Below are 23838 nucleotides of genomic sequence, written 5' to 3' on the forward strand. Positions count from 1 at the left end.
TTATTACTCCATTACCCCTACTATAGATAATCGTGTACACAATGTCAATACATTGTTGTCTGGGTGGTAGGCTGGTCGTCATAACCTTATACACGAATAAATAGACTTGTTAAACAACTAGACATTAGATGTAGCGACATACAAAAAAATGTGTCATAAATAACTTAGGCACATTTTTATTTTGTTGTTATTAATAAAATTCGAGTATTCAAGGTGACTAGAGCATGAGAGAAGATCACGTTTACTATAATTGCGGTGCTTACAGCCATCATGGTATAGACTGCGGTGATGGTACAGTTATTCATTATACAAAGAACTATGGGAAGATTTCTCATATTTCTTGGGCTTCCTTTGCATCTGGAAACACGGTTTTTGTAAGAGAGTACGGCCATGTGATACACCAGATATTGTGGTTTGGCGTGCTGAAAGCAGATTAGGAGAAGATGCTTATCACCTATTTGATAATAATTGTGAACACTTTGCTACTTGGTGTAAAACAGGTGTACACGCCAGCGAACAAGTAAAAAATGCAGGAGCAGTTGGAGCGGGAGCATCTGGAAGTGGAGCCGCAGTTGCGGGTAGTCTTGGTGTTGTTAGTGCTGCTGGTGCGGCTGCTGGGTTAAGTGGTGCTGGTATTATGTCAGGTTTAGCAGCAGTTGGAGGTAGTGCAGTTGCGGGTATTGGCGTACTTGGTGCTGCTCCTGCTGCTATTACAACACTAGCTATGAATCAGGTTTTAAACGATGATGAGAGTCTTCCTGATGATGAACGTGAAGCTCGTGCTGTTGGTAGAACTATGACAACTGTAGGCGCAGTAGCTGGTACTGCTGGAGCAGTTGGTACAGTTGCAGCTGCCGGAAGTGTTGCAGGTTTGAGTCCTGCTGGAATTACTTCTGGTTTAGCCGCAGTTGGATCAACAGTAGGAATGGGAATGGCTGCCGGTGTTGCTATTACAGTGGCCGCACCAGCAGCAGCAGCGGCCGCTGTTGGCTATGGTACTTACAAATTCTGGAAATGGATATCGGAAAAGTAGGCAGTCACTTCACTATATTTCTGAGACATATTACATTTGAGTTCTAAAGTATGAACAACCTTGATGCAATACTTGATAAAGCCTTGAAGCTTGGTAGTTTGATGTCATTAGATTTTCATAATCCAGATGGTACAGCACTTCCGGCTGTAATGAGGTACACTAGATTAAAATACAAATGCTTTTAAATGAAATCATACTCTCTGGATCTTCGAGAAAAAATAGTTGCTGCCCATATTCAAAAAAACATATCAATCAGGAAAGTAGCTAATATATTTTCTGTGTCAAAAAGTTTAGTACAAAAGCTGGTAAAACAACAAAAAATTGATGGAGATTTACAACCCAAGAAGCGAGGAAAACCACAATTTAGTCATCTGACAAATGCGGACATAGATTTAAGAGAATTGGTTGAAGCAAATTCGGATGCAACATTGATAGAATTGTGTGAATTATTTGCAGATAAAACTGGTAATTGGGTAGGTCGAAGTGCAATGTGTTCTGCATTACAGAAATTAGGATTAAATCGTAAAAAAAAACAACGCGGAGTACCCAAGCAGGAACAGAAAGAGTTCTGAATTTAAGATTAGATTATTGGGATCAGGTCAAAAATATAGAGCCAGAAAATTTAGTATTTCTGGACGAAACTGGTATCCTACTTGGCTTAACGAGGACTCATGCCCGCTCACAACTAGGAGCAAGAGCTTACTCTGTCAAACCCTTTTATCGAGGCTCAAAGGTTACAGTAATTGGAGCTATTAGTATTCAAAAAGTAGTTGCATTAATGACAATGAATGATTCAATGGATGGCAACGCTTTTGAAGTATTTGTTGAAAAGTTTTTAGTGCCACAGTTATGGTCGGGAGCAGTGGTAGTAATGGATAATTTATCCGCACATAAACGAGATTCAATTGTGTCAATGATTGAAGCTGTTGGTGCTTCAGTTCTTTGTTTATCCTCATACTCTCCTGATTTTAATCCAATTGAATTATGGTGGTCACAACTCAAAATTCAGTGCAAGGTGAATTTGCTACATCAGCCAATAGCGCACCACGTAGCATTGTTGGTTCTCGCGCCCAAATTCATACTCGTAGACCTTCTACTTGGAATGATTTAACTGAGACTGAAACATCTCTATTGGATTTTTTGAGATGTAAGGGAAAACTAAGTGAGTTATCTCCTACTGAAACAAAACAAAAATTGCTTAATTATTTTCGAGAAGGAGATAGGTTTGAGCGACTTGTTAACGTGGCAGATAAAGAACCTCCAAGAGTGCGAGCTATGCTGGGAGCAATCGGGCAAGAGCTAGGAAAGAGTCGAGATATCTTAGTAAAAATCAAGAAAGGATTAAACCCCGTATCTCGTTTTGATTTTGGTAATCTAAGGAATCTTCGCTATGCCAAGGAGTGGCAAGCTAAGTGAAACTTTACGAACATCCAGAATTCGCAGATGCTATCAAAGCTGCTAAACAACATTTTGCACATCCAGGGCTAACCGAACAGTTCATTGAAAAGGATTACTATGTCACAGAAGCTCTGCGAATTGTGGCACAGAACTATCCAAATGAAGTGATTTTTAAAGGAGGAACGAGTTTATCTAAGGGGTGGAAGCTAATAGAAAGGTTCTCAGAAGATATTGACCTGTTTTTGAATCCTCAAAGTTTTAATCCATCTCTTAGTAAAAATAGTATTGATAAACATTTAAAAAATATAGAAACATTGGTAAATGGGCATCCCGGTTTTACACTTGATAACACCAGGGGTAATAGTGGTAAAGGAACTCATCGTCATAGTTTTTTTAACTATAAGCCTCAGTTTTTAGGTAATAAACCAATAGCTAATAATGTTTACTTAGAAATGGGAATACGTAGTGGTAATTATCCTGTAGAAGAAATATCAATATCTTCTTATTTAGCTGATTTCTTAAAAGAAACAGGTATTAGTTTAGGTACAGATGATGAATCTGCATTTCCTATGAAATTGTTACATTTCCGACGCACTTTTGTAGAGAAATTATTTGCTATACACTCTAGAGTGTTGCTTTTAAAAGAAGAAAAACAACCAATAGGAACTCACGCCAGACATTACTACGATCTGTACTGTTTAGCCCAAAGGCAAGAAGTACAAGAAATGCTTAACACGGAAGAATATAATAACATTAAAAAAGATTGTAATGACATTGGACAACAACATTTTAATAATTATCAACCACCTGAAAATTTGAGTTTTTCAAAGAGCATAGCAATTTTTCCAACAGGAGACTTACGACAATTAATTGTAGCGACCTGCAATACTAATCGCTCAAACCTGCAATCAAGGGATTTTCAAACCAGGATTAATTGCAACTATAATTATGCTTTAGCCAGGATTAACTGCAACTGAACCAGGATTAATTGCAACCAACCTGCAATCATCGGTTTGAGCCAGGATTATCTGCAACTATAAAAGTAAAAAAAACGAACGTTTTGTTAACTGCCTCACTGGTAAGGCTTAGAGAACCTTAAACCGTTGCTTTTCGAGTTAAAAAACTCAGTAAAGAATTCAAAGTTAATCTATTAAATTCTCAAATGAGTTTTTTGACAAACCCCTGCGAATACTGAAAACTCAGTCCTGGTAAAGCGTCGAGTTTATTTGCAAATAATCCTGGTCGAAACGGATGATTGCAGGCTGGTTGCATTTAATCCTGGCTCAGTTGCAATTAATTCTGGTTCAAATGAAATTATAGTTGCAAATAATCCTGGCTGGAGACAACGATGATTGCAGGTTGGGGGACTTATAATTGCAGGTCGCTACAATTAATTGCTAAGGAATATAGCCAACAATGCAGAAATTTATGCTATGGCGATTATCCAACATGGGAAGAAATAGAATCATGCTTTGAGCAATTACGAAATATTTTGTAAAACATTCGCTAACAGGGGGTTCAGCCGGAATACCTGCAAGTGCGATTCGTTGTAAATATGATTTTCAGGCATGACGACAAACATAAGATTTTTGTCTATAAGATTGAGTTTTTTGACCATGTAACCATGCAGAAGTCATTGCCAAAGCAATAAATAAAATTATCCGGACAAGTCTATCAGGAGAAGCTTGAGGTTCTTGAACCTCGGTACATAGTATGCTTAACTAATATTTAAATCTCCAAGGAAGCATCTTAATTTTTTTACCTGTTGTTTGTTTTTATTTGGAATGACTATAGTTTTTAGAACCAGTTAAGACGTGACCTACACCACAAGGCCAAGTGAGCCATTAGAGGAACTGCAATTGTTTTTTCATATTGTTCAATAAGTTCATCAACTTTTGATAAAAATTTAGATTGTCGTTCTAGAGAGTCAAGTGGTTCATTGGCTAATGAACCCATCTCAAAAAACAATAAATATATTGATTCAAATTTGTCTATAGCATTTCGATACGCATCTACTACCTGATTCTTATCTGAATCAATATATGCTGATAGAAACAATTCAGGTTGTCCACCTCGGTTTAACTCTCTAAGAACTCCTAGAAACTTGACTGAACTTTCAGTAATACTAGATGGTTCTAGTCCAATTTCTTCAAACATTTCTCTTAGAAATGCAGGTAATAATTTATCAGCGCTGAATTCTTGTTGATAAGTTGGAACATCTGCTTTTGTTAGTGTTCCTGAAGCTGATGAACAAATTTGATTAGGACGAACTAGGGTATGGGCAGACCTCTTTTGGAGAATTAGAGTTCCATCTGATGTAAATATCAAAATATTGATTCCCAATATATTGGCTAATGGAGAGTCTTCAAGTTCCTCTAATTGATAATTGTTATCTCTGATGTGTACTTTCTCTCTTAAGGAGATATGGTTTTTATTTAATTTTGCATCTAAGCAAAGGTTAGTTTGAACATAATCAAAGTAGTCAGATGTTTGAAGTTGAAACAAAATACATTTGGAATTGGTTGATTTTTGCTGAACTTTTATTGAAACAAGCCTGAGACAAGTCTCATTAAATAGTTTACGTTTGTGTAAATAGATAAATTGTTTATAGAGTTTAAATATTTTCTCAGCTTCCAGACTCTCGTCTATTTGAAATTTATGAGAAGTTAATTGAAAGTTAATTTTGCTTAAATCTAAATTTTCCTTTGTGTTATCAAAAACAATAACTTGTGGAAGTGAACGATAACATCCTTGATAGTAGATATTTAATAAACAAGTTTGGTTTTTATAAATTTCTTGCCAATTTTCAAGTTTCCAGTCGAGGAAGAAATCAGAGAAAAACCACTTGGGCAATATTTTTTTAAAAATCATAACGGCTTATATCAAGTTAATCAATAGTCCGGATACTTTTTCGGTGGCTGTATCGCTTATCCTCTAGGGCTTTGAGTTACCAACAATAATTAAATTTTAGTCAGGTCTAAACCTGAGTTGCATTTAATTCGACATTTCCTAGACTCCATACGCTGTAAGCTGTGTGACTTCGTTCTAAAAATTGTCCGAAGTATTGGTTAATTTAATTTTTTATAAAAATTACTGCTTCTGCTTGTCACACTGTCTCTGCATCAACCTTAATTATCGAATTTTTCTCTGAAGTTACTCTAACTATTAGTATCACCTTTATCGCAAACTTTTTTAAGACGCTGATCTCCTTTATCAGCATTCAAATTATGTTGTAAATAATCACCTACCCAATCACAGCTTTGTTGCATTACCTGATTTAAGTCTGACTTCCATATAGCAGCAGTTTTCTCTAGTTCTTCTAAATCTAAAGTCCACAAAATAACCGAATCATCCCTGCTGGCACTGGCAACAGTTTTACCATCAGGACTGAAACTAACATTGTCAGCGATATCAGTGTGTCCCTCTAGAATTTTGAGCAAATCACCGTTTGTATTCCAAACAGTGATTCTTCCATCTCTAGTTGCGGCAGCAATTAATTTACCGTTGGGGCCAAATCTAGTACTGTAGACTTGACCAGCGTAAATAGAAGAAACATCAATAGTGTTGAGCAGTTCGCCATCTAGATTCCAGAGTTTAATAGTTCCATCCCGACTAGAAGTAGCGATCTCCGTACCATCAGAACTAAAGCTAATATTAAAGACTTGATCTGAGTGTCCATCCAAAGACTCGATTTGTCTACCCTTGAGATTCCAGAGTTTAGCCTTGTTATCTTTGCTAGCTGTAGCAATCATGTTACCATCTGGACTAAAAGTAATGTCGTAAATTCTATCTTTATGTGCTTGGAAAGCATCTAATTCTTTACCGTCTCGACTCCAAAGCTTAACTTCTCCAGTCCAATCTGCCGTTGCAAATATCTTACCGTTGGGACTAAAACTTAAACTATCAACCCGGTTATCTTTGGAATTTTTAAACCCCGTCAGCGTCTTGATCTGTTTACCATTTCGACTCCATAATCTCACAGTCTTATCTTTGCTCGTAGTAGCGATTATTGCACCATCTGGGCTAAATATTACACTTGTCACTATGTCTTTATGCCCTTGTAGGGTATTAATTACTTGACCATTATGATTCCATAGTTTAACAGTTCCATCTTGGCTAGCTGTAGCAATTGTTTCACCATCGGGGCTAAAGACTACTCCCCAAACATTATCTTTATGCCCATTCAGCCTCTGAAGCTGTTGGTGGTTGAAAGCCCAAAGTTTAGCAGTTTGATCGAATCCAGCACTAGCAATAGTTTTACCATCTGGACTGAAAACAACTTGATTCACTTGTCCATTGTGTCCTGTCAGAGATGGTTTAAGTTGTTCACCATTGAGATTCCAAAATCTAACTGTCTTATCAAAACCAGCACTGACAATAGTTCGACTATCTCTATCTGGGCTGAAACTAACACTACTGACCTCACCAGTGTGTCCTTTAAGGGTTTTAAGTACCTTGCCCTCTAAACTCCAAAGCTTGATAGTTTGATCCCGGCTAGCCGTAACCAGCATCTTACCATCTGGACTGAAGCTGACGTTGTTGACTGCATCTTGATGGCCCCTGAAAATTTTCTCCTGTCCATCTTTGAGGCTCCACAGCCTGACTGTTTTATCCCAACTTGATGCGGCAATAGTATTTCCGTCTGGACTAAAAGTGACAGTGTTTAGTCCACCATCACTCTTATCGGCAGGTGCTGGAACCATAAATTCTCGAAGCAGCTTTCCATCTCGATTCCAAAGCTTAACGGTTCCATCTTTACTGGCAGAAGCAATGATTTTACCATCTGGACTGAAGCTGACACTATAAACCCAACCTTTATGTCCTTCTTTATGTCCTTCTTTATGTCCTTCTTTATATCCTTCTATGGTTTTTAGTGGTTGCCCCTGACGATTCCAGAGTTTGATAGTTTTATCAAAGCTAGCAGTAGCTATTGTTTGGCTATCTGGACTAAAGCTGACGCTAGCTACAACACCTTCATGTCCTTTTAGGGTTTTTAGTTTTTTTCCCTTACGACTCCAGAGTATGACAGTGTTATCAGCACTAGCAGTAGCGATTAACTGATGATCTGGGCTAAAGCTCACACTCCAAACTTCATCTTGATGTCCATCTAGACGATTTTGCTCTCTAACTTTAAACAATGACCATTGCAGAGTTTTCTGTGCTTGTTTCCATGTTTCATCTTTAGGCTCTACCTGAATTTGCTTTGTTAGAATTGGCTCTGCTGCCTTCATTGCTGAAAGTAAAGCATCAAAGGGCTGACCTGAATTTCTCAGTACATCAGACGATTGACTCAGAGCATTAACTTGGTCTTCTAAAGCGACAACTGCTGCTTGTCTAGATAACCAAGCGATACCAGCAGCAGCTGAAATAATCGTAAAAATAGTGCTAAGTGTAAAGATAGTGATGTTTCTACGCCGATTCCGGAGTTTGGTACTTAGCTCAATATATTTTTGTTCTTCCCTGGTTAATTCTGGCTGTCTGTCTCGTAGCCAGTTTTCTGCTTCGATTAAAAATTTCCCTCGTAGTAAGCCTGCATCATCTCTGTTATTTTTCTTCCATTCGATGATTGACGAGCGCAAACGTTCCTGCCAAGTACGAAACTCTCGGTCAAGATCCAGCCAAATTTTTAGGAGAGACCATTTTTCGATTAGCGCTTCATGAACAATTTCGACAATTTCTTCTTCGATGAGTTTGCCATGGTTATCTAAAACTAAGTGATTATTAGTTGTTACAAGCCGAACATTGGCTAAATGTTGAATTAAATCCCAATTTTCTTCACCTATCTGCCTACGATTTGCTATCCGTCTAGTATCTGGAGTTCCTTCTCCTGGGTGTCCTGGACGTACAAGTTGAACAAAGATGCGTCTGACTCGCTCTTTTTGTTCTTCATTAAGTTGATTGAAAACCTGATCTGCATAGTGAGCGATCGCTTCTTTGATTCCTCCTAGCTGTTTGTATGCATCGTGCGTTAATTTAGCATCCTGTTGTTTCTCCCATAACTGCGTGAGAGTAAATTCCACCAAAGGCAAGTAACCTGGTTCCATTGCCTTGCCATTCGGCATAATCTCCTCTAATATCAACTCTGTCAATCCAGATTCAATCGTTACACCAAATAACTGGGCGGGTTGAGTGATTGCCTGTTCCAACTCAACAGAATTCATTGGCCCAAGCATCTGATCGGCAATGGGAATAACATCAGCAAAGGAGCGGTCAGAAAGGGCATAACCAAGAAAGTCCGCCCGTAAAGTCAGCACCAGAGTCAGATGTAAATTATAATGGTTAACAGTTTTAACTGCTTCTAATAATCGCTCTAAAAAGCTCTGACACTCTTGTTTAGAACAAAGAGTATAAAGTTCCTCAAATTGATCTATCACCATTAAAAAGCGAGTACCAGGATTATTCCAAATAATCCGTTCGATCACATCTCGAAGCGATTCTGGTTCTTGTCGTAAATCAGTAGCTAGTTTGCGAGTCTCCCTGAGTCGATCATTCTCACTTTCTAGATTTGGTTCTAAGTACTGAATTAGCTTAAATGCCAAAGCATGAAAGGGGCGATCGCCAGGACGAAAATCCAGAGTCCGCCAATTGCCTTGAGAACACAACTTAGGAATTAGTCCTGCAAATACTGCCGAGGATTTACCGCTTCCTGATGGTCCAATCACCGTGACTAAAGGCTCTCTGTGGACAGCATTTTCTAGCTGTTGGGTAAAGTTTTCTCTGCCAAAGAAGAATGGTGCATCCTCCTTTCGGAAAGCAGACAACCCACGATAGGGGCAGATGTTGGTAGTCCGTCGTCCCAACGCTGACCACTTCAGCGGCGCAGATGCAGCATTTTGGCATAGTACAGGAATCCAGCTGGCACAGGGATACTTATCTTCTAAACCATGTAGCCTTTGACGTGCATCTCGTACTGCTGCATCTAGAGACTGCCCCCCAGCAAAAGCACTAAGGAAGTGCTTCAAAAACTCCCGTGCTACTTTATCTTCCACAGGTTCCCGCATAACAATTATGTTGGGAATGTGTAAATCTTCTAGTTGATATGCTAGACCCAATCCATCACAAGAATTAAATATTGCCAGCTGCAACCCGTGTCGAATAGCTTTTTTGAGACCATACTTCAAATCTGCAATTGTCAAAGTGTCCGGGGGGCTGTTTTGATTAATCTCTATCTTTCCCACCTCTTCTAAAGTTTCACTGTGACCAGCAAAATACAAAATATCCCAAGTTTGTTCCCATAATTCATCATTGATTTGATAACGCTCTGGCTGTTGCAGAACTCTGATTTCTGACCTTGGTAATTGCTTTAAAAATTCCAGGTCTTGCTCGGATTTAATGCCTTTAGTATTACCCACAATAGCCAAGATTTTTACTTTATCTTCAATAGTAGGTATATTATTTTTGTCCACTTTTTCAGACTCAGGATTACTCAGGGCTACTTCTCCCATTGAGTATTCCTCAATCAAGTCCCATAACTGCCAAGGGATGCGTCGTAGATTAACTAACTTAGTGGCATTTTGGTTGCGAAGGCGAAGCAGTACACGCACTTCTTCTGAGGATGTATACTTCGCTAGCAATTTGTCTCGGATACGGCGAAATGACTCAGATTGGTTTAGCCAGTTATTCAGGTTTCGGCGCAATACATCAGCTTGTTTTTGGGAGTCTTCAATCAGATGCTTAACGGAAAATTGATCAGTTGGTGATGATGGAATTTTCATCCGTCCCCTCTTCAGCCACGCTATTTGTGATAACTGCCAATCTTTATAAAATTCGAGCATTTCTGGCTTGGGAGGCAGTTCACCAATGGTTTTAGAAGTAGGGCGTTTATCTCCCTCTTCACCGATTTCAAGAGTGGCTTTAAAGCCACTCTTGAAATCACCCTCTAAACTTAGAACAAATAATTGGCTCATTGTTGATATCTGTAGTTCTTACTTATATGGCTAGAGTCATATCGTTTCCGGGTGCATCGGTATTATTTATTGACTATCTCCCGTTGCAATATCAATAGCTTTGGGGAAAACATATCATTCCGATGCTACCGGATTTGATATCAGTCACAATATGGGCAATTCACATTCAAGCATTTACTAATTCATACTCCTTTATGCAACGCCTACCGAGTTCGGATTAATGAAATGATAAATTAAGATTTATTTGCTAATTCTCTGCAACGAAAAACGACTCAGTTACACTGGCATTTTCTAAAGAAACAGCAATACTGAAAAGGTCTCCTGGTTCAGCGGTAAACTTCAATTGGATATAATTATCAGACTCTCTAGATTGATTATCCAAAACAGCAGTTCCATTTTTATCGAGTAATTTCATTTGTACACTTTCTGGTAGATAGAATTGATCCTTAATTGGATGTAACTGTACAATCAGGTCTACTTCTGTTTCATCATTCACCCTTGGTATTACAATTAAAGCTAGTGAATGAGAAACAAGTTGCATACCTAAGTCTATTTTTTTAGCTCTTATGATGTCGAATTCTGATGATAATAAACTTGACTGTCGGTTTCTTGCACTACCAAAAGCCAGTTCTATCTGTTCTTCGCTTAAAAGTTCCTTCAAAACCAGCCAACCCGCTTCAAAAACTCCCTCAAACCATTGCCGCAAGTTTACTGGTTTTGGTTGTCTAATATGACTCAGGTATTCTGAAAACTTTGCAAGTGTTCGCAACTCACTAATAGGTAAAATACCTTTATTTTCAGATACTGTTGTGGCGAATCCTATAATTGTCGCCTGTTGCAATGATTCGTTCAGATGGACAACCATATAGCCAATTCTATCTGACCAAACATCTGGTGGTACATAACAAACATCTGCATCTGATAGCACCGGACGACACTCTAACTTACCGTAATTTTTTACATCTATATCTGCCACATCTGTAAAAGTTAGCATTACTTTATCATGACTATCACTTTGAGCGACATCTGTGTCTAGTCCCATGCATCGCAGATAAAAATCTACTGTATGTACGGCTAAAATATTGTGATAGACTTTTCGGACTTTCTCGGCAGTAAATTGTGCTTGAGATAACTGTTGCGCTATTCTATGTGCTTTCAAAGGGATAGGGACTGTAAAAGTCAATGCTTCTATCATGCTACTAATTTCCATAATTGAAAAATTACCTCGCCAATTAGCTAAATTTTTGTATTAATCTTGTAAGTATTCCTGAAAAGTAGAGCTAAATTTTTTTACGCAACGATTGTAAAAACTACAAAGGGTTTGAATGGAATCAATTTGCCATTTATCTGCCAAATATTCCCAAGTTTTATCTCCCCACACTTTCTCCAACGCAATAACTTTAAAATTTACATCTGGTCTTCCTGTGATGTGTGCGTTACTAAACACACTATCTGGGTCTGATTCGATCAAATCTCTCAGTTGTTGTGATTTGGAAAACGCTGCTTCTTTTTGCCAAGGTATTTCTAAAGTTTCTGCGTTATCTAGGGAGACTATTTTAATTCTAGAGTGCTTATCATCTGTTATTTTTTTGCTAATTTTTGGTAATTTTGTGATACCCCTCTTCTTATATTTATCGCGTACATCACTAATTTTTTTACAGAGCAAAAAATTAACCCAAGTCATTAGGTGAGCACGACTTGGGTCGTATTTGTGAATATTTAGGCACACATACAGTAGAGTTTCCTGAATTGCCTCGTTATATATGTATTTACCATCTAAACTAGGCGGCAATAGAAAAGATACGTTGTTAAGATTGTGAATTTTATCTGATATTTGGATAGCTTCAACTAACAAATTTAAAGCCAGCCTCCGTTGATTACTATCAGGTGCGGCCTTTTTGGCTTCTTGAGCTATCTGATCAATTATTATGTGATCGCTCAATATTTTTTTCAAAGCTCGATTCCGCCGAGAATTTGCCCATTCTCTTATGGGTATGCGTTGTGGATTATAACTATCTATATCGTGGCTAATATCATGCAAAAGTTGCTTCCGTAAGTCCAAAGAAATTTTTTGCACAACATGAGGGAGTAATTTTGACGGACGACAAAGTCTGTGCGATCGCATTATTGCATCAACTAGTTCACCCAGAGCTTGCTGTCGTTCTAGACTCTGTGTTAGGTACTGTTGTAGCCTATCAGCTAACTGTTGAAGTTGCACATCAAAATCAGGTAAATCACTTGGGAAAGAGTCAACCATACTAAATTCTTCCGAAGATTTCAAGATACAGTAGTCCTGGAAAAGTATCAAGTGATACTATTTAACCCTGATTAGGTTCGGCGAATCTAAAATTGCACTCCCGATGATAATGAGGAATGAAACTTTGAACCTCTAATCATCTTTCTGACTGACTGGCAAAACTTTACGCCAGTCCTACTTTTTGTTACAAAACTTTATATAATCCATTGTTACCCTTACAATCAATGAAGATAAAAGTGGCGTAAAAACTATGGAGTATTTCTGAAAGATTAGTAGGTAGGTATGCTTGGATCTGCGTTGCATTCTCTGCTTTAACCGCAGCAGAGGTATTCTTAATCTACCCCATAGGTCAAGGTTATTTCTCTAACTGAAGCAAAGCGTCATTAATTTCTTTATGGAGTTTAATGGCTGCTAGAATTTTTTAACGAATACTTAGAAGCAGTAAACAGTTAAATAAACACTTGTTTCACGAACAACTAAGGAATCGTACTTAAAACTCTCCAGATCAAGAAAGCTCTCAGCAAACTGTGCTTTTACCGCAAAAATGGACAGACTTTGAACCATAAGGTGACCAAAAAATAACGTAATTTCAAGACTTGTAAACAATCAACATCTCATGTTGTGAATCAAATAATGACCGCAATTTTAATTTATGAATCATAATACGACCAAAAGTTTGGTTTACTTCATCTTTTTCATATCTGACTTTAACGCCCTTACAACCCATCCAAAGTGGAAGTGCTGTTGAGAGTTTTCTTGTTCTTGGTGATTATGGTTTCAAAGCTTCGCAATGCAGAGATCCACATGTTCCAATGGCAACAATATTGTACTTGTGAACATTCTCTAATTAAGAAAAAACCTGGCTTCCCAGGTAATTAACAAATTTAAACTATCCCCCATTGTAAAGCATGAATACTTCGCCTAACAAATCAAATAACTCCCCCACCCCCAAGAGTGGATTCATCCGTTCCTTGCTAACCATTGGCTTCATCTTTGGCGTAGGAGTTGCCAATGGTGTAGTCAGCACCGTTCACACTCCCAGCACTGAAGTCTGCAAACCTGTCATTGGACTTGGGCAATACGAAAAAATCAGGGTTGGTGTCACAACACTGACCGCAGCCAGAAGCATCCTTGGTTGTGAAGGTGAGGAAAACCTTCGGACTAAAGGTGAAGCAACTTACACCTGGGGAAGTGGAAAACAGGTTCTAAAAGTCACCTTTAAAGGCGACATTGATGCGGGTACTGCTCTTGTTACCTCTAAAACCCAAATAGGTTTACGGTAAAACACGGGCGAGGTGATTACATGACATTTTTATCATCGCCGCCATTCATGTATCAAATAAATTTCACTTGGTGTAGCTTTTCATCAATTATTTTTTCCTCTTGTGAGAAATCCGGGCTTTATCGTAAAATTTTCCCGGATGGATACGGTGACACCCTATACTCCCCATTTACACTTTAGTGCCATAACGTTGAGAGCGAAAAATTTTGGGGGAGATGGGGTAGATAATTGGATTGGAGATAATAAAGTTACTCATCCCAAAGCCCTTGAAACTTGGTAGATGCAAGTTCGGTCCTTGAGATTTTAACACCTCAAATACTCGACGTTGGGGTTTGGTATCGTAACAATAAACCATGCCAAAACATTTAGACGCGCCGTCTGCTTTGATACTCTTGCCAGCAATAACTTCAAAATTTCCGGCTTTTTTAGATTTCCTGTCGTAAGAACGAACGTATCCTCCATCCATACCCACTACCAACGGCAAATCTGGTTTCGGTAGCTTCTCCCAATCTCTCTGACAACCCTCAAATAATATTCCTGCTTCTGCTGGTAATTCTGATTCCAACCGCTTACCAAGGGAGTGTAAATTGTTCCGTATAGATGTAGGGTTTATTTCTCCTTCTATTGGTAGTAATTCTTGTAATAATTTGCTGGACAGTCCATAGGACATGAGAGAGGCAAATTTTGATTCTAAATAGAGTAATTCGGGTGATGTGCGTTCTTTTAGTAGGGTTGCAACTGGGTTAAAGCTACGAGTTGCTTGCTCGCTACAAGCACAGTGAAATAAGCGATGACATTGCAGTTTTAATTTACCGAACGGTGTTCTATGTGTGATTGTCCGTTTATCTTTATGCAATAATTTGTTGCCACAATGTGAGCATAACTCTTGCTGTTTTTGATATTCTGCTATCTGTTGCTCAACTATGCTGCGTTGTGTCTGAAGCAATAATTCTTTGCCTTGGGCTAGGGTAAGTCCTAAGTTTTCAGGTTGTAGATTACCTTTTTCAATTTCTAAAACTTCTTGAATTAATTGGGTTTCTCCTGAATCTGATTCAACAATTACTTGGATTTTAAATTTCACACTATCTCCTGCTCAAATAACATCAATTTTCTATCTCCAGTGGCGTATTGTATTAAATTAGGACTTACGCATTGACAAAAAATATGATCTATGAACTCTAGATCATGCGATAGCGAAGCGCTGCTGCAAGCAGTTCGCTATTAAGATTAGCAAAAATATGCTCACGTACAACTAAAGTAAACAGATTCCGTTGTATTTCATACCAATTGCTAATTACTTTTTCAGAGCGCATAAACTCCAATTTCACAAAAGCTTGAAGTGAACAAAATATATGTGTTTTGATTGTATAGGTATCTCTAACCATGAATCTACAAATTCCACATACTTGTTTTATAGCACGATGAAAGGTTTCAATACCCCAATGAGTATCATGAATTGTGATAAATTCATTTCTGGTTATGTCTTGGATTTTCTCCTCATCTGGCAGATATAAAATATAATGTCTAGAGTCTTCTTTTTTAAAGTCTTTCCTAAACAACTTTATAAATCCAAATTCTTTCAGATGAGTCCTTAATCCTTCTTCAGAAATAGCCAGAGTGCTGACCTGACAATACTTATGTGGCTCGTTTGAAACAGTTCTATTTTTTTCAATTCCGAATAAAAACCCCAATTTCTGGTTTTTTAGAAACTTCAAGTTTTCTACTCCAGAATACCAACTATCTCCTGTTACCATTCTGGGTTTGACTCCCCAGCTTATTATTTCACTTACCATTTCTCTAAAATAATCGTTTTTTGTTTTTCCCTCCTTTTTATCATATATTCTGTAATTAATTGGGACTGAATTACCATTAATATCACTGTAATATAAAGTGATTAAATTTAAGCCAATAATAGTTTTATGGGCTTTTCCTGACCAAAAATAACCGATTAATTCGGCATTTTTGGGGTCGCTGTAAATCTTTTCTATAACCGTGTCATCTACACTTAATATTCCTCCTTCTAGGTTAATTATTTTCTCTATTATTTTGAATAAATCTTTGGGTTCGTATCTCTCTCTCAATAAAAAGCGGTTTACACTATCATGTGAAACATTTCCCAATATCTCTGCTAACCTACTGCACCCTCCATACTTTGGCTCTGACAGCAAAAATAAGGTGTAGATGTCTAGATTGCATTGTGCTGTCGTTCGCGTTAGCGTTGCGTAGCAAGGGTTTAGTAATTTCTCTCATTCTCCCACACCCATTACTAGACGACCCATATTTATCAATGCACTATTTTATTATTCTGTCAATGCGTAAGTCCTAATTAATATGAATTAAATGCACAACAGCTTATCAACATGAGAAATTAGATATTTTGCTGGCAAATTGAAGTATGAATTATTTTCAGGTATAGATGCAGAGTGTGAAAACTGTATTGCTTTCAGCTTGCTTGTCGCCCCCTCAAGCGATCGTCTTTCAACCCACATTCCGCAGATGTGGACAATAAGGGTGAGTGTTTATTATTTTTGAACGTAATATCAATGGTTGTGAGTTTTTTGTTGTCAAAAAGCTAGATATTTATCACTAGTGGGGATATGGCAATTGCCCTATCACACTTCATCAAACGTTATATTTGCTCAACATCAAATCGGTATAATCAGTTGTACAATCTCTCCCATGTATGACGATACCTGCCGATACCTTGCCGAATACTTCTCGGCCGACTTCGCCAGTTGGCTGTTAGGAAAGTCTGTCACAATGACAGAACTCAAACCCTCTGAACTCTCCCTCGATCCGATTCGTGCCGATGCCCTAATTTTACTGGAATCAGACGAATCCGTTTTGCATATCGAGTTCCAAACACTTCCCAAAAACAATATTCCATTCCGTGTTTTGGATTACCGCGTGCGAATGTACCGCAAAGATCCAACTAAACCGATGCGGCAAGTTGTGATTTATCTGAAGCAGACTAGCTCAGAGTTAGTTTATCAAACCAGTTTCACAATGGAACGCACACGCCATGAATTTGATGTCATTCGTTTGTGGGAGCAACCTGCTTCACTATTTTTGCAATATCCTGGACTATTGCCCTTTGCTACACTGGGACAGACTGCCAATCCAGCAGAGACATTACGTCAGGTAACTAAAATTGCCGATCAGATTGAAGACCCAGCGATACAGGCGAATCTGATAGCAGCCTCAGCAATTCTGGCTGGGTTAAGATTAGAGCAAGACGTAATTTATAGTTTAGTGCGGAGAGACATCATGCAAGAATCTGTGATTTACCGTTCGATTCAGGAAGAAGCAGGGGCAAAAAAACAGAGAGAAATTGCCAATAATTTACTAAGGGAAGGTTTAGCGATTGAGATGGTTGCTCGCGTAACAGGCTTATCGCTCAAAGAAGTCCAACAAATTCAACAACAACTGAATGAGTCTCCACAGAATTAGTCCTAACTGTATGGTTATAGCAGTCTAACAAATCGGTTGCAGTACACTGACAAGAAAAGATGTTCATCTTTGATGATAAAGCGATTGCCTTTGGCACTGCGCTCCGCGCAATCGCCCCTCATTGTGCTGTTGGTGATAGTTCCTTGAGGGGGAGATATTGAGTAGTCGAAAATTACCCCTTGTTTATTCTCAATAAGGGTGAGCAGTTATTATTTTTGAACGTGATATCAATGGTTGTGAGCTTGATTATTGTCAATAAGCTGGATATTTATCGCAGGTGGGGGATATGGCGATCGCCTTTCAATGTGGTGTTGGTGATAATTCCTTGAGGGGGAGATATTGAGTAGTCGAAAATTGCCCCTTATTTATTGTCAATAGGGGTGAGTAGTTATTATTTTTGAACCTAATATCAATGGTTATGAGCTTTATTATTGGCAATAAGCTGGATGTTTATCACAAGTGAGGGATTTAGCGATCGCAGAGCGATTATGAAAGTAATTTAATTGCTGGTATCGTATCAGTGGTGCAAATTATGAACCAATAGTAAAAATTGAAGTTTTAAGGGTCTAAAATAATGATGTAGCAATTTAGTCACAATTGCTGATTATTATAGAGGTGTGCTTATGGATACTAATAATAGTGTAATAATTGACAGTATTCAGATTCTTTTTAAACTTAATGATAAAGATAAGAATGATTGCTTAAAAAGTCTTCTAGGGAGCATTAGTGACAAGTTAAGGAAAAGGAGAAATTGTCAAGGGTGGGATTTGTAGTGGTAAAAAACATGGGAAACTTAGTCTAGACAAGTAATTGAGCGATTGAGACAAGCCATGACCACCAGCCGAAAAACTAATCGAGACCACGCAAAAAAGAAACACAGACCAATGGTGGAAGACGAAGTAATTGCAGAGCAACTGGAAAGATTACTGACACCAGCGATTACAAATCAAGAAAATTACTACAGAAAATTAGGACTCAGAGAACGGATACTGAATTTACCGTTGATGATGGCGGCGGTGTTAACCCTGTTGTGGAGAGACGTAGCCGGAGTCAGAGAACTGACAAGAATATTAGCTAGAGATGGTTTTCTGTGGTGTAATCCCACAAAAGTTAGTCATTTTTTTTTCAACAATTCTCTGAAAGCCTCTTGACAAAAGACTTACAGCCTTAACTTGTCACCAATGTGCTGCAATTGATTTTTCTGCTGCAATATCCACATATAAGCGATCGCCACCATATTCCAAAGTATAATCTTCTGTTAAGATGTTCCAACCACAGCGTAAGAGCATCTCAATTAGGCTTGACAGCAGAGTTGAGAGGAATCTAATGTAGAGTCAATGAAACAGGAAGAGAGAACACGAATCATATTGTTATCCATACCAGTTGCCTGAAACCGATTCTCTAAGTAAGTTGGCGTAAAGGTTTCAGGCTTAATAGGTTTTTCTATACACTTGAGCCTAAAATTTCGTCAGGAGAAATATCAAGATGGTTCAGTATATTGCAGCCAAGGATGTGACACTACGGGAATTAAAGCAAAATTTTAGCATTCAAATCGTTCAAGATGCTACCTTTTTTCCTGAGTGGTTGGATGGGCTTGAGGCTTTGAAAGAGGAAGAGCAACATTTATTAGATCGGGTGAAGGCTAATTTTTTAGAATTGATGGATGATCCGCCAATGCTAGAAAATACGGTGAAGATGGTGGTACTTGCGCCCTTGTTAGATTTAGCTGGTTTTTATCATAAGCCATTTAGGATTGAAACAGAAACGAGTGTGGCTTTAGAAATGGAGGATGAAGGAACTATTATTCGGGGGCGAATTGATGTTTTGGTGTTAAAAAATCGGCTTTGGTTGTTGGTAATTGAATCAAAACGGAGTGATTTTGCGGTGACACGCGCAATTCCTCAAGCTTTAGCTTATATGTTGAGTAATGAGGAAACTGTGCTACCAACCTTTGGCATGATTACCAATGGTAATGAGTTTTTATTTTTAAAGGTATTGGAACATAAATATGCTAACTCGCGGCTGTTTTCTTTGGTAAATCCTGATAATGAGCTTTATAGTGTATTGCAGGTATTGAAGCGTTTGGGGATGGAAACGATAGCGTTCAGCGCAACATAGGAATCGCTCTTTGGGAAAAACTTTTTGGTTTACTGATTAACCCCAATTTTCGTAATCTTTATATATTACAAAATGAAGTGCAGAATGTGGGAAACAACTGGTGCTTGACTTGGATAGTGGAGATGATGATATAGTAATCATCAAGTACATCACTTATCTATAAATGATGTTGTGAAGACAGATTGGTGCTGATAGATGATAATGACGGTTAGATAGACAAGTGATGTTATTCATGGCTACTAAACGACCTAGAACAACTATCAGCTTTGACCCTGATGAGTACGTGGCACTGGAAAAGTGGGCTAAATCTGAATTTCGGTCAGTCCCTCAGCTAGTGAGCGTAATAGTCAAAAGGGCGTTGATTGAAAAAAACCAATCTGAGGTAGAAAACCAAAACTCAAAGGCAAGTTAGAGCGAGCGCACATTTTTTAAACGTCAAAAATGTGGCTTGACTTTTTCAAATGAAGCGATATCTGGGGTATTCTCGTTACCATCGCTTCTTGCAGCTACCCGTACTCAAAAGACAACCGAACCATGAAAACTAAACAAGGCAGGTAAATTATGGTTCAAGCCTTAGCTAAAACCCTAACTTTTGAGGAGTTTACCCAATGGAAACCAGAAAAGGGACGGTATGAACTGCATGATGGGGTAATTGTTGAGATGTCACAGCCTACAGGTGATCATGAGGATGTTGTCGGTTTTTTGGCGCTGGAAATATCGGTCGATATCAAGCGATTAAATCTTCCCTACTTCATTCCCAAAACTGCACTTGTCAAACCACCTGAAAATGAATCTGGTTATTCACCAGATATATTGGTGGTCAATCGTCCCAATCTTGTGAATGAACCACTGTGGAAAAAGCAATCTACAGTTACTCAGGGGGCATCAGTTCCTTTAGTGATTGAGGTAGTTAGCACTAATTGGCGTGATGACTATTTCACAAAACTGGGACAATACGAAGCCGTAGGCATTCCAGAATACTGGATTGTAGACTACGCTGCATTCGGAGGTAGGCGTTTTCTTGGCAATCCTAAACAACCAGCTATCTCAATTTACTCGTTAGTTGAGGGGGAATATCAAGTTAGTCAGTTCAGAGGTGATGACCGGATTATTTCGCCAACATTTCCAGAATTGTCACTAACTGCTAACCAGATTTTTCAAGCTGGTAGTTAGGCTTTCCTGGCGATGCGATTGCCTACGGCACTGGCGTAGCCAATCGCTGCTGCAAGGAGTTCGCTGATCTTGCACCGACTATCCTATATATAGGATTCCAACTCGCGCCCCAAACATCTTTAGGACTTACGTACCAAATTTATCTATGAGGGCTGGGTGTAGGGGTTTTGCTCATTTACATTTCTATTTTCCCATCCCTTCACCTCCCACTCTCAAACCTTGATTTTTCGTTTTTTTGCGTAATTCCTAATCTTTTAAAAAATTTATTGACACCTGCTAATTCAATATGTATATTCAGAGTATATACATTAAGCCAAGTTTTAAGCTTATCCCCCAACAGCAAGCTATCCATTACCGGGATCTTTCTTAGCATTCGTGAGAGGGATTGCGTTCCAGGGCTGCGCCGGAGGCGAATCGCTCGCAAACCCCCAACTCTTAATCCTCCGTTGCTGTTTCTCAATAAAATGAGGGTTTTATCAATAAGGATGAGGTGCATTTTGTAAAGAGTAGGTAGATTTTTAAGTCTTGAAACCTTTGCCACATATAAGTTTCAAGATTGTTACGAAAGATGGGGGGTAACGCATAGCAACAGCAAGGGGGGATGAGAGCGGGCATAAGGCATAGCAAAATAGGCATTGGTGTTCTTATACCATTTGACTCCTTTCATCTCAAGTTGAACAGTGTGGATATCTGACAAAATATTTAGAGATAACTATTTGACTCCTTTCATCTCAAGTTGAACAGTGTGGATATCTGACAAAATATTTAGAGATAACTATGACGACAGTTGTTGCAAAATGGGGAAACAGTTTAGCTATTCGGATTCCCAGATCCGTAGCTGAACAAGCGCAAGTAACGGAAGGGATAGCGATAGATTTTAGTGTAGAAGGTAACAGGATTGTAATTACACCACAAAAAAGAAAAAAATATACGCTTGATGAGTTGCTAGAAGGTATGACTCCTGATAAATTTCATCCTGAATTTGAAACTGGAAACGCTGTGGGGAATGAAGATTGGTAGTTAATTCTTATTTTCCAAATAGAGGAGATATTGTCAAATTAGAATTTGGGAACACACAGCGATTTACGGCTGATTCTATTAGGCGTGCATTTGCCCTGCAAGCGTCAGGAATGTCTTTTGATGATATTGCTAAGACATTAAATAACGAACTACAACAACAAGGGCGTGAGCAAATCGGCTATCGCCCTGTTCTTGTTATATCTCCTATTAAATATAATCGAATTGCTTCTTTAGTTCTAGCGTGTCCTATAACTAGCAATCCAAAAGGGCTTAGTTTTGAAGTTCCACTTGTTGAGGGAATGCAAACAAAAGGAGTTGTGTTAGCTGACCAAATTAAAACACTAGATTGGAGGGCTAGAAAGGTAAAATTTGTTGAAACTGTTGCACAAGATTTAATAGAAGAAGTACAAGCAAAGCTCGAAACATTAATTTTATGATATGGATTGATTCTCCTTATTTAGTCTGATAGCACTGCCGGAGGCAATCGCGCTCCAGCGCAGTGCTGAAAGCAATCACCCAACTAACCACCAATCCCAAAAACTAAAACAGAGGCGTTATGACCACACCACAGCCAGTGGATACAGACACCAGGCTCAACCAGCTTGAGGATGAATTTGAGACAGTTAAGCAGCTTTTGATATCAGCCGCTTCCTATGCTGAATCAGCTGATAAACGGATTGACAGATTATCTGAAAGGCAAGATATTACCCAACGACAGCTTGATGGTTTAGCCGTAACTGTTCAAGTCATGGGTGAAACAGTTCAATCTATGGGTGAAAAAGTTGATAATTTTGTCACCAAGGTAGATGACTCTTTAGACCGCTTAACCCGCAAAATTGATGATTTTGTGGAAACCACTACAGCACGTAACGCTGTAGTAAATAATGTTGTTCTTGAATTACGGGACTCTCAGCAGTCTATTAATGCGTCGTTGGCAAGAATGGAGTCCATGATCTTGCAGCTGCACAAACCAAATAACAGCAACGAAGCTGGTAGTTAGGGATGGGATTGCAAGATAGGTTACGCCAAACTGCGCTATCGGCAGTGTTTGGAGCGCGATAGCGTATCCCTTACCAGACTGAAGGAAAGAAATAGCGCGAGCTAGTAATCGCAATTTAAGCAAATTAGTGTAAAATAATTTCAACAGCAAAACCCGGTTCGACCGTGGAAAGTTAACCGGGAGTTGCATTTAAATAATTCACTCACCATTTAGGGCGAGTCGTTTTGTTTCAACCCCTTTGAAAAAGGTCGCTATCTATAACTCCATTCGCAAAAGTAGCTATCCATAACTCTATAACTCTATTTGCAAAGGCTGCTATCTATAACTCTATTCACAAAGGTTGCTATCTATGACTACATTAACAGTTCTCGACCCAATTGATCAACAAATTTGTGACCAAATTCAGAAACAAGCGCAACAAATGACTCGCGCCTTCATCCAGATGTGCCAAACCGTCTACTTTGCGAAACTGACGTTCCAGCGTACTGAGTTGAAGGCCATTCAAGAATCATTGGAGTGGACAGCAACCACAGCAACCTCCTATGCTAAGGTGGGCGAGTTCATAGCGGACATCGAACCTAGCAATCTAGATTTACTTGATTGCAACACAATCAAAGCTTTGTGCTACGAGAAGTTTCAACCAATATTAGAACGCCTCAAATCAGAACGTCTCACAGTAGCAGAAGTTCGCCAGGAGATGACGCAAATAAATAGGGTTTGCTGAAAAAGTCGAAAAAAACCTTGAGGAGAATTGAGAGGGTAGTCAAGCAGAAATAAAGATAAGTTTTTGTTGTTTAAACTTCACTAAATAATCACTTTCACTAATGAACCAAAGGAAAAAAGACGTAATTCTGAAAAATTGGTAACTGCCCAGGTAGGAAAGTAAAGGATATTCCCAAAAGGGAAGAAACATGGTAGCGTTCAAACATGAGTCCAGAAGAAAAAGATCAAAAAATAGAGAGGCTAGAGCAAGAGGTTAAAGCACTGCGGGAAAGGATAGCAGAGCTAGAGAGGAGCTTGGGACTAGATAGCCAAACAAGTTCAAAACCGCCAGCCAGCGATCATTAGTGACAAGTTAAGGAAAAGGAGAAATTGTCAAGGGTGGGATTTGTAGTGGTAAAAAACATGGGAAACTTAGTCTAGACAAGTAATTGAGCGATTGAGACGAGCCATGACCACCAGCCGAAAAACTAATCGAGA

At 38.7% G+C, this 23838-nt stretch carries 19 protein-coding genes and 5 pseudogenes; 17 read left to right on the plus strand and 7 right to left on the minus strand.

The features are described from left to right. Positions 1-224 precede the first annotated feature (224 nt). The 6 genes and pseudogenes from WJM97_RS11085 (at position 225) to WJM97_RS11110 (ending at position 3408) form a co-directional block, all read left to right on the plus strand. Positions 225-437 (plus strand): lecithin retinol acyltransferase family protein, encoded by a 213-nt coding sequence (locus WJM97_RS11085; protein ID WP_353928873.1) that lies wholly within the window; start codon positions 225-227, stop codon positions 435-437. After that, positions 410-1033 (plus strand): lecithin retinol acyltransferase family protein, encoded by a 624-nt coding sequence (locus WJM97_RS11090; RefSeq protein WP_353928874.1) that lies wholly within the window; start codon positions 410-412, stop codon positions 1031-1033. Before WJM97_RS11085 ends, WJM97_RS11090 begins: the two co-directional genes overlap by 28 nt. A gap of 185 nt (positions 1034-1218) precedes the next feature. Further along, positions 1219-1605 carry a transposase gene (locus WJM97_RS11095; RefSeq protein WP_353928875.1) on the plus strand — a complete coding sequence of 129 codons (387 nt, stop codon included), beginning with the start codon at positions 1219-1221 and terminating at the stop codon, positions 1603-1605. Positions 1606-1679: 74 nt separating this feature from the next. Further along, a pseudogene (locus WJM97_RS11100) lies at positions 1680-1991 on the plus strand (transposase); the annotation flags it as partial. Between the two features lie 26 nt (positions 1992-2017). Next, on the plus strand, positions 2018-2449 hold the full coding sequence (locus WJM97_RS11105) for a hypothetical protein (RefSeq protein ID WP_353928876.1): 432 nt from the start codon (positions 2018-2020) through the stop codon (positions 2447-2449). Beyond that, a complete protein-coding gene (locus WJM97_RS11110) occupies positions 2446-3408 on the plus strand; it encodes a nucleotidyl transferase AbiEii/AbiGii toxin family protein (protein ID WP_353928877.1) in 963 nt (320 codons plus the stop codon). Before WJM97_RS11105 ends, WJM97_RS11110 begins: the two co-directional genes overlap by 4 nt. Positions 3409-4228: 820 nt before the next feature. On the opposite strand, the gene WJM97_RS11115 is transcribed toward WJM97_RS11110, so the two are convergent. The 4 genes from WJM97_RS11115 to WJM97_RS11130 form a co-directional block, all read right to left on the minus strand. Further along, complete coding sequence (locus tag WJM97_RS11115; protein ID WP_353928878.1) at positions 4229-5302, minus strand: hypothetical protein; 1074 nt, start codon at positions 5300-5302, stop codon at positions 4229-4231. Between the two features lie 287 nt (positions 5303-5589). Further along, positions 5590-10338, minus strand: a complete 4749-nt coding sequence (locus tag WJM97_RS11120) for a CHAT domain-containing protein (protein WP_353928879.1) — start codon at positions 10336-10338, stop codon at positions 5590-5592. Positions 10339-10585: 247 nt separating this feature from the next. Then, complete coding sequence (locus WJM97_RS11125; RefSeq protein ID WP_353928880.1) at positions 10586-11548, minus strand: DUF1822 family protein; 963 nt, start codon at positions 11546-11548, stop codon at positions 10586-10588. A gap of 39 nt (positions 11549-11587) precedes the next feature. Continuing rightward, entirely contained in the window at positions 11588-12595 is a 1008-nt protein-coding gene (locus tag WJM97_RS11130) for a hypothetical protein (RefSeq protein ID WP_353928881.1), read from the minus strand. A gap of 245 nt (positions 12596-12840) precedes the next feature. On the opposite strand from WJM97_RS11130, the pseudogene WJM97_RS11135 reads away from it, so the two are divergent. Both WJM97_RS11135 and WJM97_RS11140 read left to right on the plus strand, forming a co-directional pair. Next, a pseudogene (locus WJM97_RS11135) lies at positions 12841-12963 on the plus strand (photosystem II q(b) protein); the annotation flags it as partial. A gap of 540 nt (positions 12964-13503) precedes the next feature. Continuing rightward, entirely contained in the window at positions 13504-13878 is a 375-nt protein-coding gene (locus WJM97_RS11140; protein ID WP_353928882.1) for a hypothetical protein, read from the plus strand. 279 nt (positions 13879-14157) lie between these two features. On the opposite strand, the pseudogene WJM97_RS11145 reads toward WJM97_RS11140, so the two are convergent. Then, positions 14158-14958, minus strand: a pseudogene (locus tag WJM97_RS11145) (ISKra4 family transposase); the annotation flags it as partial. Positions 14959-15055: 97 nt separating this feature from the next. Beyond that, positions 15056-16045: a transposase gene (locus WJM97_RS11150; protein WP_353928883.1), complete on the minus strand. Its 990-nt coding sequence runs from the start codon at positions 16043-16045 to the stop codon at positions 15056-15058. Between the two features lie 511 nt (positions 16046-16556). Between WJM97_RS11150 and WJM97_RS11155 the strand changes: the two genes are divergently transcribed. Both WJM97_RS11155 and WJM97_RS11160 read left to right on the plus strand, forming a co-directional pair. After that, entirely contained in the window at positions 16557-17327 is a 771-nt protein-coding gene (locus tag WJM97_RS11155) for an Rpn family recombination-promoting nuclease/putative transposase (RefSeq protein ID WP_353928884.1), read from the plus strand. A gap of 884 nt (positions 17328-18211) precedes the next feature. Next, positions 18212-18442: pseudogene (locus WJM97_RS11160) on the plus strand (IS4 family transposase); the annotation flags it as partial. A 60-nt stretch (positions 18443-18502) separates the two neighbouring features. On the opposite strand, the gene WJM97_RS11165 reads toward WJM97_RS11160, so the two are convergent. Next, a complete protein-coding gene (locus WJM97_RS11165; RefSeq protein ID WP_353928885.1) occupies positions 18503-18616 on the minus strand; it encodes an element excision factor XisH family protein in 114 nt (37 codons plus the stop codon). 196 nt (positions 18617-18812) lie between these two features. Here WJM97_RS11165 and WJM97_RS11170 point away from each other — a divergent pair, with 196 nt between their 5' ends. From WJM97_RS11170 to WJM97_RS11200, 7 genes and pseudogenes are all read left to right on the plus strand, one after another. Then, on the plus strand, positions 18813-19445 hold the full coding sequence (locus tag WJM97_RS11170) for a type I restriction enzyme HsdR N-terminal domain-containing protein (protein ID WP_353928886.1): 633 nt from the start codon (positions 18813-18815) through the stop codon (positions 19443-19445). 561 nt (positions 19446-20006) lie between these two features. Further along, positions 20007-20618 (plus strand): Uma2 family endonuclease, encoded by a 612-nt coding sequence (locus WJM97_RS11175; RefSeq protein ID WP_353928887.1) that lies wholly within the window; start codon positions 20007-20009, stop codon positions 20616-20618. A 777-nt stretch (positions 20619-21395) separates the two neighbouring features. After that, positions 21396-21638 (plus strand): AbrB/MazE/SpoVT family DNA-binding domain-containing protein, encoded by a 243-nt coding sequence (locus WJM97_RS11180; protein WP_353928888.1) that lies wholly within the window; start codon positions 21396-21398, stop codon positions 21636-21638. Next, the gene (locus WJM97_RS11185) at positions 21632-22075 is read left to right on the plus strand and encodes a type II toxin-antitoxin system PemK/MazF family toxin (RefSeq protein WP_353928889.1); all 444 of its coding nucleotides are present in this window, start codon (positions 21632-21634) and stop codon (positions 22073-22075) included. The genes WJM97_RS11180 and WJM97_RS11185 overlap by 7 nt, the downstream gene beginning before the upstream one ends. A 119-nt stretch (positions 22076-22194) precedes the next feature. Beyond that, positions 22195-22638 (plus strand): hypothetical protein, encoded by a 444-nt coding sequence (locus tag WJM97_RS11190; RefSeq protein ID WP_353928890.1) that lies wholly within the window; start codon positions 22195-22197, stop codon positions 22636-22638. A 340-nt stretch (positions 22639-22978) separates the two neighbouring features. Further along, positions 22979-23362, plus strand: coding sequence for a hypothetical protein (locus tag WJM97_RS11195; protein ID WP_353928891.1), 384 nt, complete (start codon positions 22979-22981; stop codon positions 23360-23362). A 203-nt stretch (positions 23363-23565) separates the two neighbouring features. Continuing rightward, positions 23566-23700: pseudogene (locus WJM97_RS11200) on the plus strand (DUF6444 domain-containing protein); the annotation flags it as partial. Between the last annotated feature and the right edge of the window lie 138 nt (positions 23701-23838).

This window comes from Okeanomitos corallinicola TIOX110 (assembly GCF_038050375.1).
GTDB classification, from domain to species: domain Bacteria; phylum Cyanobacteriota; class Cyanobacteriia; order Cyanobacteriales; family Nostocaceae; genus Okeanomitos; species Okeanomitos corallinicola.

Bases quoted from the DNA above. Each gene is read 5' to 3' on its own strand.
- WJM97_RS11085 (WP_353928873.1), top strand. From the start codon at position 225: ATGAGAGAAGATCACGTTTACTATAATTGCGGTGCTTACAGCCATCAT.
- WJM97_RS11095 (WP_353928875.1), top strand. From the start codon at position 1,219: ATGAAATCATACTCTCTGGATCTTCGAGAAAAAATAGTTGCTGCCCAT.
- WJM97_RS11105 (WP_353928876.1), top strand. From the start codon at position 2,018: ATGGTGGTCACAACTCAAAATTCAGTGCAAGGTGAATTTGCTACATCA.
- WJM97_RS11115 (WP_353928878.1), bottom strand. From the start codon at position 5,302: ATGATTTTTAAAAAAATATTGCCCAAGTGGTTTTTCTCTGATTTCTTC.
- WJM97_RS11120 (WP_353928879.1), bottom strand. From the start codon at position 10,338: ATGAGCCAATTATTTGTTCTAAGTTTAGAGGGTGATTTCAAGAGTGGC.
- WJM97_RS11125 (WP_353928880.1), bottom strand. From the start codon at position 11,548: ATGGAAATTAGTAGCATGATAGAAGCATTGACTTTTACAGTCCCTATC.
- WJM97_RS11130 (WP_353928881.1), bottom strand. From the start codon at position 12,595: ATGGTTGACTCTTTCCCAAGTGATTTACCTGATTTTGATGTGCAACTT.
- WJM97_RS11140 (WP_353928882.1), top strand. From the start codon at position 13,504: ATGAATACTTCGCCTAACAAATCAAATAACTCCCCCACCCCCAAGAGT.
- WJM97_RS11155 (WP_353928884.1), top strand. From the start codon at position 16,557: ATGTATGACGATACCTGCCGATACCTTGCCGAATACTTCTCGGCCGAC.
- WJM97_RS11165 (WP_353928885.1), bottom strand. From the start codon at position 18,616: ATGCTCTTACGCTGTGGTTGGAACATCTTAACAGAAGATTATACTTTG.
- WJM97_RS11170 (WP_353928886.1), top strand. From the start codon at position 18,813: ATGGTTCAGTATATTGCAGCCAAGGATGTGACACTACGGGAATTAAAG.
- WJM97_RS11175 (WP_353928887.1), top strand. From the start codon at position 20,007: ATGGTTCAAGCCTTAGCTAAAACCCTAACTTTTGAGGAGTTTACCCAA.
- WJM97_RS11180 (WP_353928888.1), top strand. From the start codon at position 21,396: ATGACGACAGTTGTTGCAAAATGGGGAAACAGTTTAGCTATTCGGATT.
- WJM97_RS11190 (WP_353928890.1), top strand. From the start codon at position 22,195: ATGACCACACCACAGCCAGTGGATACAGACACCAGGCTCAACCAGCTT.